We start from the raw sequence: 14,038 nt of genomic DNA on the forward strand, positions 1-14,038 counted from the left end.
TCGCACACCGGAGGAGTCGCACCGTGCGCCGTACCGTATTCAACGAGGACCACGAGGCGTTCCGGGAGACCATCCGGGCCTTCATCGAGGCCGAGGTCGTCCCCGTCTACGACGAGTGGTTCGCGGCCGGCCAGGCGCCGCGCGACTTCTACTACAAGCTCGGCGAGCTGGGCGTCTTTGGCATCAACGTGCCGGAGGAGTTCGGCGGCGCCGGTCTCGACACCCACAAGTTCGAGGCCGTCCTCTACGAGGAGACCTCCCGCGCGGGCGTGCAGTTCGGCGGCTCCGGCGTGCACGTGCTGCTCGCCCTGCCGTACATCAAGATGCTCGCCACCGGCGACCAGAAGAAGCGCTACCTGCCGAAGTTCGTCTCCGGCGAGGAGATGTGGGCCCTCGCGATGACCGAGCCGGGCACCGGCTCCGACGTCGCGGGCATGAAGACCACCGCCAAGCTCTCCGAGGACGGCACCCACTACGTCCTCAACGGCGCCAAGACCTTCATCACCGGCGGCGTCCACGCCGACCGCGTCATCGTCTGCGCCCGCACCTCCGCCCCGTCCGAGGACGACCGCCGCTTCGGCATCTCCCTCTTCGCCGTCGACACCAAGTCCGAGGGCTACTCCATCGGCCGCAAGCTCGACAAGCTCGGCCTGAAGACCTCCGACACCGCCGAGCTCGCCTTCGTCGACGTCAAGGTCCCCGTCGAGGACCTGCTCGGCGAGGAGGGCAAGGGCTTCTCCTACCTCGGCCACAACCTCGCCTCCGAGCGCTGGGGCATCGCCTTCGGCGCCTACGCCCAGGCCAAGGCCGCGGTCCGCTTCGCCAAGCAGTACGTGCAGGAGCGCACCGTCTTCGGCAAGCCGGTCGCCCACTTCCAGAACACCAAGTTCGAGCTGGCCGCCTGCCAGGCCGAGGTGGACGCCGCCGAGGCCGTCGCCGACCGCGCCCTGGAGGCCCTCGACGCGGGCGAGCTGACCCCGGCCGAGGCCGCGAGCGCCAAGCTCTTCTGCACCGAGGTCGCCCACCGCGTCATCGACCGCTGCCTCCAGCTGCACGGCGGCTACGGCTACATGAACGAGTACCCGATCGCCCGCCTGTACGCCGACAACCGCGTCAACCGCATCTACGGCGGCACCAGCGAGATCATGAAGTCGATCATCGCGAAGAGCATGGGCCTGTAAGTGCCCGAGGCTCCTTCCGCACTGGATGACCTGCTCGCCCTGCTCGACCTGGAGCGGATCGAGCAGGACATCTTCCGGGGACAGTCCCGGTCCGCGATCGTCCCCCGCGTCTTCGGCGGCCAGGTGGCCGCCCAGGCGCTCGTGGCGGCGGGCCGGACCGTCCCCCCGGACCGTCTCGCCCACTCCCTGCACGCCTACTTCCTGGTGCCGGGAGACCCGGGCGCGCCGATCGTCTACGAGGTCGACCGGATCCGGGACGGCCGCTCCTTCACCACCCGCCGGGTGGTCGCGATCCAGCACGGGCAGCCGATCTTCCACCTCTCCGCCTCCTTCCAGGCGTACGAGGAGGGGCTCGACCACCAGGACGCGATGCCGGCCGCGCCCGACCCGGAGTCGCTGCCGACCGCCGAGGAGATGCTCCCCCGGCACCTGCCGGCGGACGTGGCCCGGCGGCTCGTCGAGGCCCGCGCCGCCGTCGACCTGCGCTACGCCGAGACCCCGCCCTGGGGCTCCGTCGGCGAGCCGCGCGAACCGCGCTCGCAGGTCTGGTTCCGCACCAACGGCAAGCTCTCCGACGACCCCCTGCTGCACGTCGTGCTCGCCACCTACGTCTCCGACATGACGCTGCTCGACTCGGTGCTGCTCGCCCACGGGCGGGGCGGCTGGGCCGTCGGCGACGTGGTCGGCGCCTCCCTCGACCACGCCATGTGGTTCCACCGGCCCTTCCGGGCCGACGAATGGCTCCTCTACGACCAGGAGTCGCCGTCCTCCTCCGCCGGGCGCGGGCTCGGCCAGGCCCGGATCTGGACCCGGGACGGACGCCTCGCGATCTCCGTCATCCAGGAGGGTGTCGTTCGCGTCCCGCGCCACTGACCGGACATACCGTCCGATGTCATGACGGATGCGGATGTCAGGGCCGGCAACGGTGAGAGCACCTTCACAGTGCTCGTGGCGGCCGGCGCGAACCTCGGGATCGCGGTCGCCAAGGCCGTCGCGGGCGTCATCAGCGGATCGAGCGCCATGCTGTCGGAGGCCGCCCACTCGGTCGCCGACACGGTCACCGAGGTCATGCTGCTCACCGCGCTCAAGCGGAGCGGGAAACCCGCCGACGAGGACCATCCGGTCGGGCACGCGGGCGAGCGGTACGTGTGGGCGATGCTCGCCGCCGTCGCCACCTTCGTCGGCGGCGCCGTCTTCTCCGTCTACGACGGCATCCACACCCTCACCCACGGCGAGGAGCTGGGCGACCCGCTCGTCTCCTACATCGTCCTCGCCGTCTCCTTCGTCCTGGAGGCGTTCTCCCTGCGGACCGGCGTCAAGCAGGTCAAGGCCGAGGCGGAACGGATGCGGGCGCCGTTCGCCCAGTACCTCAGACTGACGCCGGACACCACCGTGAAGGCGGTCGTCCTGGAGGACGCGGCCGCCCTCGCCGGCCTGATGCTCGCCGCGGGCGGCCTCCTCGGCGGCCAGATCACCGGCTCCGGCGTCTGGGACGGCGTCGCCTCGATCCTCATCGGCTGCCTCCTCGTGTACGTGGCCTGGACCCTGGGCCACGCCAACGCCCAGCTCCTCATCGGCCGCCCCCTGCCGCGCCCCATGCGGGCCGAGGTGCGCCAGGAGCTGCTCGGCGTGGAGCACGTGGTGGACGTCCTGGACCTGATCACCCTGATCCAGGGGCCGGGCGAGGTGCTGATCGCCGCGAAGGTCGACTTCCGGGACGTGGTCACGGCGGCCGAGGTCGAGCGGGCCTGCGAGCGGGCGGAGGCCCGGCTGCGGGAGCGCTTCCCCTCGGTGCGCCGGGTCTATCTGGACCCGACGCCGGGCCCGGCCGGGTCAGCCCAGTAGCCCGGCGGCGTTCAGCAGGTACGCGGTCAGCGGCTCGTAGAAACGGGGGTCCACGACGTGGTCGTCGAGCGGAACGGTCACCTTCATCGTGCCCTCGGCCTCGGCGAGGAAGAGCGCCGGGTCGTTGCAGTCCGCGTAGCCGACGGAGTCGATCCCGCGCTGGGCCGCCCGGCCCGCCCAGCCGTGGTCGGCGACGACGAGGTCCGGCGCGGCCTCGCCGAGCAGGGCGAGGCCGTCGAGGATCGCGTTCATCGGCTCGGGCGAGTGGGTGTGCCAGAGGCTGGCGCCCCGCTCGAAGACGGCGACGTCGGCGAACTGCACGACGTACCCCTCGTCGGCGATCAGCCCGCCGGGGATCCGCACGATGTCGCAGCCCTGCGCCCGGAGCGCGGCCGCGACCCGGCTGTGCGCGTCGATCAGCGAGCCCGGGTGCCCGGTCGCGAAGAGCACCCGCTGCCGGCCCGCGGCGGCCTCCTTGAGCCGGACGGCCGCCCGGTCCAGGGCGTCCACGGTCAGCTCGGGGTCGATGGTGTCCTGGCCGGCGCGGTGGGCGGGGTCGTCCACGACGCCGCAGCGCTCGGCCATCACGGCGAGGACGTCCTGCTCGTCCGTCCACCGGTCGCCGAGCTCCAGACCCAGCCAGTAGTGCCGGTCGCCGTTGGCGAGCTTCCGGTAGTGGTCCAGGTTGTTCTCGCGGGGCGTGGCCACGTCCCCCGCGATCCGGCTGCGGAGGAGGTGCTCGACGAGGGCGTCACGGCTGAGTATCGGCATGCGCCTCATTCTGCCGCGCGCCCGCCGCGGCCGGGGCGCTGTCTCGGGAGCTGCCGCCCGCGCGGGGGCGGGTGCCGTCGCCGTCCCCGGCTCGGGAGCTGCCGCCCGCGCCGGGGCGGGTGCCGTCGCCGTCCCCGGTACGGCGTCTCAGGCGGCCGGGGCGTCCAGGGCGCGCAGCGCGCCGTGCGCCAGGTTCCTCAGGAGCCGCTCCAGGGCCTCGCGGGGCAGCGGGGTGCGCAGGTGGGGGGTGGAGTTGAGCAGGCCGAAGACGGCGTGGACCGCCGCCCGGACCTCCGGCTCGCCCGCCGCCGGGTGGAGGGCGCGGACGACGTCCACCCACAGTTCGACGTACTGCCGCTGGAGCTGCCGGACCCGCTTGCGGTCCTCGTCCTTGAGCCGGTCGAGCTCCCGGTCGTGGAGGGTGATCAGCGGCCGGTCGTCGAGGGCGAAGTCGATGTGGCCGTCGATGAGGGAGTCGAGCAGCGTCGCCGGGTCGCCGTCCGAGTCGGCCGCCCGCAGCCGGCCGCCGTCGAGCAGCCGCTCGCTGATCCCGACCAGCAGCTCCGCGAGCATCGCGTCCTTGCCGGGGAAGTGCCGGTAGAGCCCGGGGCCGCTGATGCCGACGGCGGCTCCTATCTCGTCGACGCCCACGCCGTGGAAGCCGCGCTCGGCGAAGAGGCGGGCGGCCTCCTTGAGGATCTGCTCGCGGCGGGTCGGCGCGTCCATCCGGGTCGGGCTCGTGGTCATGGATCCGATTCTAGACAACCCGGTTAGCGGTCGTTAACCTGGTTCCCGTACGTTAACGCTCATTAACCGAACAAGGGAGATCGGTCGATGCAGCAGGCACCTGTGCTGTCGAGTGCGGCGGACCCCGCCTCGCCGGCCTGGCGGGCCAACGAGGCGGCGCACCACGAGCTGGCCGCGACCCTGCGCGCCAAGCTCGCCGAGGCCGCGCTCGGGGGCGGTGAGAAGTCCCGGGCCCGGCACACCGCGCGCGGGAAGCTGCTGCCGCGCGACCGGGTGGACACCCTCCTCGACCCGGGCTCGCCGTTCCTGGAGCTGGCGCCGCTCGCGGCGAACGACATGTACGGCGGCCAGGCCCCGGCCGCCGGCGTCATCGCGGGCATCGGCCGGGTCTCCGGCCGCGAGTGCGTGATCGTCGCCAACGACGCCACGGTCAAGGGCGGCACCTACTACCCGATGACGGTGAAGAAGCACCTGCGGGCCCAGGAGGTGGCGCTCGACAACCGCCTCCCCTGCCTCTACCTCGTCGACTCCGGCGGCGCCTTCCTGCCGATGCAGGACGAGGTCTTCCCGGACCGCGAGCACTTCGGCCGGATCTTCTACAACCAGGCCCGGATGTCCGGCGCCGGGATCCCGCAGATCGCGGCCGTCATGGGCTCCTGCACGGCCGGCGGCGCGTACGTCCCGGCGATGAGCGACGAGGCCGTGATCGTCCGGAACCAGGGCACGATCTTCCTCGGCGGCCCGCCGCTGGTGAAGGCGGCGACCGGCGAGGTCGTCACGGCGGAGGAGCTGGGCGGCGGCGAGGTCCACTCGCGGATCTCCGGCGTCACCGACCACCTCGCGGAGGACGACGCCCACGCGCTCAGGATCGTGCGGAACATCGTCGCCACGCTCCCCGAGCGGGGCCCGCTGCCCTGGTCGGTCGAGCCGGCCGAGGAGCCCAAGGTCGACCCGTACGGGCTGTACGGCGCGGTGCCGGTGGACTCCCGCACCCCGTACGACGTGCGCGAGGTGATCGCCCGGGTGGTGGACGGCTCCCGCTTCCAGGAGTTCAAGTCCGAGTACGGGCAGACGCTGGTCACCGGCTTCGCCCGGATCCACGGCCACCCGGTCGGGATCGTCGCCAACAACGGCATCCTGTTCGCCGAGTCGGCCCAGAAGGGCGCGCACTTCATCGAGCTGTGCGACCAGCGCGGGATCCCGCTGGTCTTCCTCCAGAACATCACCGGCTTCATGGTCGGCAAGGCGTACGAGCACGGCGGCATCGCCAAGCACGGCGCCAAGATGGTCACCGCCGTCGCCACCACCCGCGTGCCGAAGCTGACGGTCGTCGTCGGCGGCTCCTTCGGCGCGGGCAACTACTCGATGTGCGGCCGGGCCTACTCCCCCCGCTTCCTGTGGATGTGGCCGAACGCCAAGATCTCCGTCATGGGCGGCGAGCAGGCCGCCTCGGTCCTCGCCACGGTCAAGCGCGACCAGCTCGGCGACGCCTGGAGCGCCGACGAGGAAGAGGCGTTCAAGGCGCCGATCCGCGAGCAGTACGAGACCCAGGGCAGCGCCTACTACGCGACCGCCCGCCTCTGGGACGACGGCGTGATCGACCCCCTGGAGACCCGCCAGGTGCTGGGTCTCGCGCTGACCGCCTGTGCCAACGCGCCCCTGGGTGACCCCCAGTTCGGCGTCTTCCGGATGTGAGGACCCTGACGATGCAGCAGATGTTCGACACCGTCCTCGTCGCCAACCGGGGCGAGATCGCGGTCCGCGTCATCCGCACCCTGCGGGCGCTCGGCGTCCGCTCGGTCGCGGTGTACAGCGACGCGGACGCCGACGCCCGGCACGTGCGGGAGGCGGACACGGCGGTACGGATCGGGCCCGCGCCCGCCTCGGAGTCGTACCTCTCCGTCCCGGCGCTCCTCGACGCGGCCCGCCGCACCGGCGCGCAGGCCGTCCACCCCGGCTACGGCTTCCTCGCCGAGAACGCGGCCTTCGCCCGCGCCTGCGCGGAGGCGGGGCTCGTCTTCATCGGCCCGTCCGCCGAGGCGATCTCCCTGATGGGCGACAAGATCCGGGCGAAGGAGACCGTCAAGGCGGCCGGCGTACCGGTCGTCCCGGGCGACGCCGACCCCCGGGTGGCCGAGGCCGCGCGGGAGATGGGCGCCCCCGTGCTGCTCAAGCCCAGCGCGGGCGGCGGCGGCAAGGGCATGCGCCTGGTGCGGGACCTGGCGGTCCTGGACGAGGAGATCGCGGCGGCCCGCCGGGAGGCCCGCGCCTCCTTCGGGGACGACACGCTGCTCGTGGAGCGGTGGATCGACCGGCCCCGGCACATCGAGATCCAGGTCCTGGCCGACACCCACGGAAACGTGGTGCACCTGGGCGAGCGCGAGTGCTCGCTCCAGCGCCGCCACCAGAAGATCATCGAGGAGGCGCCCAGCGTCCTCCTGGACGAGGCGACCCGGGCGGCGATGGGCGCGGCGGCCGTGGAGGCGGCCCGGTCCTGCGGCTATGTCGGCGCGGGCACGGTCGAGTTCATCGTGCCGGGCGGCGACCCGGCCTCGTACTACTTCATGGAGATGAACACCCGGCTCCAGGTCGAGCACCCGGTCACCGAGCTCATCACGGGCCTGGACCTGGTGGAGTGGCAGCTGCGGGTCGCGGCCGGCGAGCCGCTGGGCTTCGCCCAGGAGGACGTCCGGCTCGACGGCTGGGCGGTCGAGGCGCGGATCTGCGCCGAGGACCCCGCCCGCGGCTTCCTGCCCTCGGGCGGCACGGTCCTCGCGCTGAACGAGCCGTCGGGCTCGGGGGTACGGACCGACTCCGGCCTCCTCGAAGGCACCGAGGTCTCCTCGCTCTACGACCCCATGCTGTCGAAGGTCATCGTCCACGCGGCCGACCGCCCCACCGCACTCCGCAAGCTCCGCGCCGCCCTCGCCGACCTCGTCACCCTCGGCGTCCCCACCAACGCCGGCTTCCTCCGCCGGCTGCTCGCCCACCCGGACGTGGTGGCGGGCGCCCTGGACACCGGTCTGGTGGAGCGGGACGCGGAGACGCTGGTCGACGGGTCGGTGCCCGAGGAGGTGTACGCGGCCGCCGCGGCCGTACGGCGGGCCGGGCTCGCGCCCGCGCCGGGGACCGGCTGGACGGACCCGTTCGACGTGCCGAGCGGCTGGCGCCTCGGCGGCACGCCGAAGCCGCTCGCCTTCCCGCTCCGGGCGGCGGGGCACGAGGCCGTCACCGTCGAGGCGCCCGCCGGCGCGCGCGTGACGGATCGTTCCGTCACCGTCACCGTCGACGGCGTCGCCCACACCTTCCACCGGGCCGGCGCCTGGCTCGGCAGGGACGGCGACTCCTGGCACGTCATGGACCACGACCCGGTCGCCGCCGCGCTCTCCGGCGCCCGGCACGGCGGCGCGGACACCCTCGCCGCGCCGATGCCCGGCACCGTCACCGTCGTGAAGGTGGCGGTCGGGGACGAGGTGGAGGCCGGCCAGAGCCTGCTGGTGGTCGAGGCGATGAAGATGGAGCACGTCATCTCCGCCCCGCACGCCGGCACCGTCACCGAACTCGACGTCACGCCCGGCACGACCGTCGCCATGGACCAGGTCCTGGCCGTGGTCGCACCCCGCGAGGAGGACGCGTGAGCACCGGACTGCCGATGGTCGTCCCCGACCCGTCCCTGCCCGCCCGGGTCCGGATCCACGAGGTCGGCCCCCGGGACGGACTCCAGAACGAGAAGACGGCCGTCCCGACCGAGGTGAAGGCGGAGTTCATCCGGCGGCTCGCCGCCGCCGGACTCTCCACCGTCGAGGCGACCAGCTTCGTCCACCCGAAGTGGGTCCCCCAACTGGCGGACGCGGAGACCCTGTTCCCGCTCGTCAACGGGCTGCCGGTCCGCCTCCCGGTCCTCGTGCCGAACGAGCGGGGGCTCGACCGGGCGCTCGCCCTCGGCGCCCGCGAGGTCGCCGTCTTCGCCTCCGCCACCGAGTCCTTCGCCAAGGCCAACCTCAACCGGACCGTCGACGAGGCGCTCGCCATGTTCGAGCCGGTCGTCGTCCGGGCCATAGAGGCGGGCCTGAAGGTGCGCGGCTACCTCTCGATGTGCTTCGGCGACCCCTGGGAGGGCGCCGTCCCCGTCGAGCGGACCGTCCGCGTCACCAAGGCGCTCGCCGACATGGGCTGCGACGAGCTGAGCCTCGGCGACACCATCGGCGTCGCCACCCCGGGGCACGTGCAGCGGCTCCTCGCCGAGCTGGCCGCGGCCGGGGTGCCGGCCTCCCGGATCGCCGTGCACTTCCACGACACCTACGGGCAGGCGCTGTCGAACACGCTCGCCGCGCTGCGCCACGGCGTGACCACCGTGGACGCCTCCGCGGGCGGCCTCGGCGGCTGCCCGTACGCCAAGTCCGCCACCGGCAACCTCGCCACCGAGGACCTGGTGTGGATGCTCGACGGCCTCGGCATCGAGACCGGGGTCGACCTGGCCGCCCTCACCGCCACAAGCGTGTGGATGGCCGAACAGCTGGGCCGCCCGAGCCCGTCCCGTACCGTCCGCGCCCTCTCCCACAAGGAGTGACGAACACCATGTCCCTCGACCACCGGCTCTCCGACGAGCACGAGGAACTGCGCCGCACCGTCGAGGCGTTCGCCCACGACGTCGTCGCCCCGAAGATCGGCGACTACTACGAGCGCCACGAGTTCCCGTACGAGATCGTCGCCGAGATGGGCCGCATGGGCCTGTTCGGCCTGCCGTTCCCGGAGGAGTACGGCGGCATGGGCGGCGACTACCTCGCCCTCGGCATCGCCCTGGAGGAGCTGGCGCGCGTCGACTCCTCCGTCGCCATCACCCTGGAGGCCGGCGTCTCCCTCGGTGCCATGCCGCTGCACCTCTTCGGCACCGAGGAGCAGAAGCGGCAGTGGCTGCCGAAGCTCTGCGCCGGCGAGATGCTCGGCGCCTTCGGCCTCACCGAGCCGGGCGCGGGCTCGGACGCGGGCGGCACCCGCACCACCGCCGTCCGGGACGGCGACCAGTGGGTCATCAACGGCTCGAAGTGCTTCATCACCAACTCCGGTACGGACATCACCGGTCTGGTGACGGTCACGGCGGTCACCGGCCGCAAGGCGGACGGGAAACCGCTGATCTCCTCGATCATCGTCCCGTCCGGCACCCCCGGCTTCACCGTCGCCGCGCCCTACTCGAAGGTCGGCTGGAACGCCTCGGACACCCGCGAGCTCTCCTTCGACGACGTCCGGGTGCCGGCGGAGAACCTCCTGGGCGAGGAGGGCCGCGGCTACGCGCAGTTCCTCCGCATCCTCGACGAGGGCCGGGTCGCCATCGCGGCGCTCGCCACGGGTCTCGCGCAGGGCTGTGTCGACGAGTCCGTGAAGTACGCGCAGGAACGTCACGCCTTCGGCCGGCCGATCGCCGCCAACCAGGCCATCCAGTTCAAGATCGCCGACATGGAGACCCGGGCCCACATGGCCCGCATCGGCTGGCGCGACGCCGCCTCCCGCCTGGTCCTGGGCGAGCCCTTCAAGAAGGAGGCGGCGATCGCCAAGCTGTACTCCTCCACGGTCGCCGTCGACAACGCCCGCGAGGCCACCCAGATCCACGGCGGCTACGGCTTCATGAACGAGTACCCGGTCGCCCGCATGTGGCGCGACTCGAAGATCCTGGAGATCGGCGAGGGCACCAGCGAGGTCCAGCGCATGCTGATCGCCCGCGAACTGGGCATCGGCGGCTGACCGGCCCCACCCCGCGACCGGCCGCGCCCGTCGCCCCTCAGGGGGCGGCGGGCGCCGTCGTCCCCGGCGAGACATAGGCGTCGAAGCGCCGCCAGCCGGGGGCGGAGGGGAGCCGGGTCCTGGGCCAGCCGCGGGCGTAGCCGGGCGGGGTCCTGCCGGCGTGGACGACGACCGCGAGCGGCGTGGTGCGGGCCGCGGCGGCGAGCCCGGCCTCGGTGATGCTGCCGTCGTGGCCGCGCGGCTGCCGGGAGGAGCAGCCGGTGAAGTAGCCGATCGGCACGTACTCGCGGCCGGTGACCAGGCAGGGCGGACGGACGCCGAGACCGTGCAGGGCGGCCGCGATGCCGGTGAACTGGGCCCGCACCGACCGGCTGTAGCCGACGGTCCGGTCCAGGACGGCGTACTGCACGCCGAGATGGGCGACCAGCAGGACGGCGAGCAGCCCGGCCGCGAGGCGGGGGCGGCGGGCGGTCCTCGCGGCGGACCACACGAGGAGCGCGCACTCGGCGGCGGGCAGGGCCAGCAGGGCGTAGGCGGGCAGCAGGAAGCGGGGGGCGGCGTAGCCGAGGGTGAAGAGGTACGGAGCCGCCAGCGAGGCCGCCGTCGCCGTGGCGAGCAGGACGGGCGCGGCGCGGCCCGCCCGGCGGGCGGCGGCGAGACCGCCGAGGACGGCGAACGGCAGCAGGAACCACCAGAAGCCGGTCCACGGATGCGCCCACGCGATGTCGCACGGTCGGCACAGGGTGCGTCCGGCGAGCGCCCGCACATGGTCGTCGACCGAGAAGTACCAGCCCATGGTGCCCTGGATCTCGCCGGCCCGGTGCAGCCGGGCGACGAGCCCGCCGTAGGAGGTGTACGCCTCCACCACCCAGGGGACGGCGCCGAGGAACAGTCCGGCGGCGGTCACGGCCGGGACCCGGGGGCGGCGCCAGGCGGGCACAAGCAGCGTGGCGGCGAGGAGCGGCAGCGCGAGCCAGAGGCCGTCGGACGGCCGGAGCAGGGTGACGGCGGCGACGGCCGCGCCGAGTCCGGCGAGGGCCCGACGGTCGCGGGCCGCGCGCGGCAGCAGTCCGACGGCGGCCAGGGCACCGAAGGCGCACCACAGGTTGGGCATCACGCGCGGGCCGTAGAAGAGGGTGACCCAGAGGCCGGCGAAGAGGGCGCCCGCGACGACGAGCACCCGGTCGGGCAGCAGCGGGCGCCACACCCGCAGCGCGCCGAGGAGCGCGGCGCCGGAGAGCAGGGCCAGGTAGACGCGGATCGCGGTGGTGGAGGCGGTGAACGCGGCGACGGGGGCGACGAGATAGGTGACGCCCCGGGCGCGGGGGGCGCTGAAGTACGCGGGCGGGGCGTTGCCGCCGACCTGGCTGACGTACACGGCCTCGTCCCAGCCGAGGCCCGTCCCCGGGACGGCGAGGGCGAGTTGGGCGAAGGTGAAGACGGCGGCGACGGCGGCCAGGGGCCACCCGGCGCTCCGTACCCGCGCGGGGGCCAGGGGGCGGGGACCGGCGCTCGCCTCGGAGGTGGTCACCCCGTCCACCCTGGGGTGGGCGGCGGCCGGGCGGGTGGCGGCGCGCCGCGCCGGGGGGCGCGTCACCTCGACAGGAGTAGCGCGGCTCACACCGTACGGCCAGGTCCCGGCGCTATTGATCGGAACAAGGTTAGGCTAACCTACCTTTCACTTGCCCCGGCCGATCACGGCACGTACCGAAAGCGATCTCGCCATGCCCAGCAACGCCCGAGCCACCTCCCTCACCCGCCGCGGCATCCTCGCCGCGGGCGGCGCCCTCGGGCTCGGCGCCGTGCTCGCCGCCTGCGGCGACGGTGACAAGAAGAAGGACTCGGGTGCCTCTTCGTCCGCCTCCGCCAAGTCCGGCTCCTGGGAGTTCAAGGACGACCGCGGCCAGACGGTGAAGACCAAGACGGTCCCGAAGAACATCGTCGCCTTCACCGGCATGGCCGCCGCCCTCAAGGACTTCGGCGTCGAGGTCACCGGCGTCTTCGGCCCGACCTACGTCGAGGACCCGAAGACCAAGGCGAAGAAGCCCGACGTCCAGGCCGGCGACCTCGACATCACCAAGGTGAAGGTCCTCGGCAACGTCTGGGGCGAGTTCAACATCGAGGAGTACCTCAAGCTCCAGCCCGAGGTCCTCATCACCGACATGTGGGAGAAGGACGCCCTCTGGTACGTGCCGGAGGAGCAGAAGGCCAAGATCCTCAAGATCGCCCCGAGCGTCGCCCTGTGGGCCTCCGGCACGTCGATGCCGTCCGTCCTCCAGCGCCACGCCGACCTCGCCGCCTCGCTCGGCGCCGACGTGAACAGCGAGCAGGTCAAGAAGGACAAGGCCCGCTTCGAGGCCGCCGCCGAGCGGCTGCGCAAGGTCGCGCAGAGCAAGAAGGACATCAAGGTCCTCATCGGCTCCGGCGCCCCGGACACCTTCTACGTCTCCACCCCGGCCCGCCCCACCGACACGCTCTTCTTCCAGGAGCTGGGCCTCAACATCGTGGTCCCGGGCAAGCTCGACCCGTCCGGCTGGTTCGAGCTCCTCAGCTGGGAGAACGTCGACAAGTACAAGGCCGACGTGATCCTGATGGACAACCGCACCGGCACCCTCCAGCCGGAGCAGCTGAAGGCCAAGCCGACCTGGGCAGCGCTGCCCGCCGTCAAGGCCGGCCAGGTCTTCCCGCGCGTGACGGAGCCCGTCTACTCCTACGCCAAGTGCGCCCCGCTCCTGGAGGACCTGGCGACCGCCCTGGAGAACGCGAAGAAGGTGGCCTGACCCGATGACGAACGCCGAGACCGCCCCGTTCCAGTTCTTCTCCCTCACGGTCGACCGGACGCGGCGGCTCGGCCCGTCGCTGGTCCGCGTCACCTTCGTGGGGGACGCCCTCAAGGGCTTCGCCGCCGGCGGGCGCGACCAGTCGCTCTCGCTCTTCCTGCCGCACCCCGGCCAGGAGGCGCCCGTCCTGCCGCCGCTGGACGACCCGGACATGTACGCGGTCCTCGGCGCCTGGCGCGCCATGCCGGACGACGTACGGGCCGTGATGCGCTCGTACACGGTCCGCGAGCAGCGCACCGCGCCGGACGAGGTGGACATCGACTTCGCCGTCCACGAGGACGGCGGACCGGCCTGCCGCTGGGCGCAGCAGGCGAAGCCCGGTGACCGGGTGGTCGTGCTCGGCCCGGCGGTCGCCGACAACACCGCCGTCCGCTTCCGGCTGCCGGAGGGCGCCGACTCGGTGCTGATCTGGGCGGACGAGACCGCGCTGCCCGCCGCCTCCGCGATCCTGGAGTGGCTGCCGGCCGAGACCCGTGCCCGGGTCTTCCTCGAAGTGCCGTACTCAGGCGACCGGGTGGAGCTCGCGACGGAGGCGGACGCCTCCGTCACCTGGCTGGTCCGGGAGGAGGGCGCGCCGTCCGGCCTGGAGGCGATCGCGGGCGCGGAGCTGCCCGGGGAGTCGCCGTACGTGTGGATCGCGGGCGAGTCCGGTGCGGTGAAGGCGCTGCGGCGGCACTTCGTGCGCGAGCGCGGGCTCGACCGTCGCCGGGTGACCTTCGTGGGCTACTGGCGCAAGGGGCTGTCGGAGGACGCCCTGCGCGAGGTGCCGGACGAGACGACGCAGGACGCGGAGCGGGACGCGGCTCAGGATGAGGCGAACGCCCCCGCGTAGTAGTCCTTTTCAGCCAACGGCCCCCCGACCTGCACAGGTCGGGGGGCCGTTGGCGTGAAACATTAGGTTAGGCTAACCTCACT

The 14,038-nt window shown here is 73.1% G+C and carries 12 protein-coding genes; 9 read left to right on the forward strand and 3 right to left on the reverse strand.

The features are described 5' to 3' along the window. The first annotated feature begins 23 nt into the window (after positions 1-23). Genes ACIGHB_RS25785 through ACIGHB_RS25795 form a run of 3 tightly spaced genes read left to right on the forward strand, consistent with a single transcriptional unit; the run spans position 24 to position 3,026 of the window. Positions 24-1,181, forward strand: a complete 1,158-nt coding sequence (locus ACIGHB_RS25785; protein WP_360317605.1) for an acyl-CoA dehydrogenase family protein — start codon at positions 24-26, stop codon at positions 1,179-1,181. After that, positions 1,182-2,054, forward strand: a complete 873-nt coding sequence (locus tag ACIGHB_RS25790) for an acyl-CoA thioesterase II (RefSeq protein ID WP_360317607.1) — start codon at positions 1,182-1,184, stop codon at positions 2,052-2,054. It abuts the gene before it with no gap. Positions 2,055-2,075: 21 nt separating this feature from the next. Continuing rightward, complete coding sequence (locus tag ACIGHB_RS25795; RefSeq protein ID WP_399916205.1) at positions 2,076-3,026, forward strand: cation diffusion facilitator family transporter; 951 nt, start codon at positions 2,076-2,078, stop codon at positions 3,024-3,026. On the opposite strand, the gene ACIGHB_RS25800 is transcribed toward ACIGHB_RS25795, so the two are convergent. Continuing rightward, positions 3,015-3,797 (reverse strand): phosphatase, encoded by a 783-nt coding sequence (locus ACIGHB_RS25800; protein WP_360317613.1) that lies wholly within the window; start codon positions 3,795-3,797, stop codon positions 3,015-3,017. The two genes, ACIGHB_RS25795 and ACIGHB_RS25800, sit on opposite strands and share 12 nt — an antisense overlap. A 147-nt stretch (positions 3,798-3,944) precedes the next feature. Next, positions 3,945-4,544, reverse strand: coding sequence for a TetR/AcrR family transcriptional regulator (locus tag ACIGHB_RS25805; RefSeq protein WP_399916208.1), 600 nt, complete (start codon positions 4,542-4,544; stop codon positions 3,945-3,947). An 87-nt stretch (positions 4,545-4,631) separates the two neighbouring features. On the opposite strand from ACIGHB_RS25805, the gene ACIGHB_RS25810 reads away from it, so the two are divergent. Genes ACIGHB_RS25810 through ACIGHB_RS25825 form a run of 4 tightly spaced genes read left to right on the forward strand, consistent with a single transcriptional unit; the run spans position 4,632 to position 10,283 of the window. Next, entirely contained in the window at positions 4,632-6,239 is a 1,608-nt protein-coding gene (locus ACIGHB_RS25810; RefSeq protein ID WP_399916210.1) for a carboxyl transferase domain-containing protein, read from the forward strand. Positions 6,240-6,259: 20 nt separating this feature from the next. Next, entirely contained in the window at positions 6,260-8,182 is a 1,923-nt protein-coding gene (locus tag ACIGHB_RS25815) for a biotin carboxylase N-terminal domain-containing protein (protein WP_360317678.1), read from the forward strand. 14 nt (positions 8,183-8,196) lie between these two features. Further along, positions 8,197-9,114 (forward strand): hydroxymethylglutaryl-CoA lyase, encoded by a 918-nt coding sequence (locus tag ACIGHB_RS25820; protein WP_399916449.1) that lies wholly within the window; start codon positions 8,197-8,199, stop codon positions 9,112-9,114. A gap of 8 nt (positions 9,115-9,122) precedes the next feature. Beyond that, complete coding sequence (locus tag ACIGHB_RS25825; protein WP_360317624.1) at positions 9,123-10,283, forward strand: acyl-CoA dehydrogenase family protein; 1,161 nt, start codon at positions 9,123-9,125, stop codon at positions 10,281-10,283. A gap of 37 nt (positions 10,284-10,320) precedes the next feature. Here the strand turns inward: ACIGHB_RS25825 and ACIGHB_RS25830 are convergent, their stop codons facing one another. Further along, the gene (locus ACIGHB_RS25830) at positions 10,321-11,880 is read right to left on the reverse strand and encodes a hypothetical protein (RefSeq protein ID WP_399916212.1); all 1,560 of its coding nucleotides are present in this window, start codon (positions 11,878-11,880) and stop codon (positions 10,321-10,323) included. A 127-nt stretch (positions 11,881-12,007) separates the two neighbouring features. On the opposite strand from ACIGHB_RS25830, the gene ACIGHB_RS25835 reads away from it, so the two are divergent. Together ACIGHB_RS25835 and ACIGHB_RS25840 are read left to right on the forward strand one after the other, a co-directional pair. Further along, positions 12,008-13,063, forward strand: a complete 1,056-nt coding sequence (locus tag ACIGHB_RS25835) for an ABC transporter substrate-binding protein (RefSeq protein WP_399916214.1) — start codon at positions 12,008-12,010, stop codon at positions 13,061-13,063. 4 nt (positions 13,064-13,067) lie between these two features. After that, positions 13,068-13,955, forward strand: a complete 888-nt coding sequence (locus ACIGHB_RS25840; protein ID WP_399916216.1) for a siderophore-interacting protein — start codon at positions 13,068-13,070, stop codon at positions 13,953-13,955. Positions 13,956-14,038 lie beyond the last annotated feature (83 nt).

Origin of the sequence: Streptomyces sp. NPDC085460 (assembly GCF_044541975.1) — a bacterium.
GTDB lineage: Bacteria > Actinomycetota > Actinomycetes > Streptomycetales > Streptomycetaceae > Streptomyces.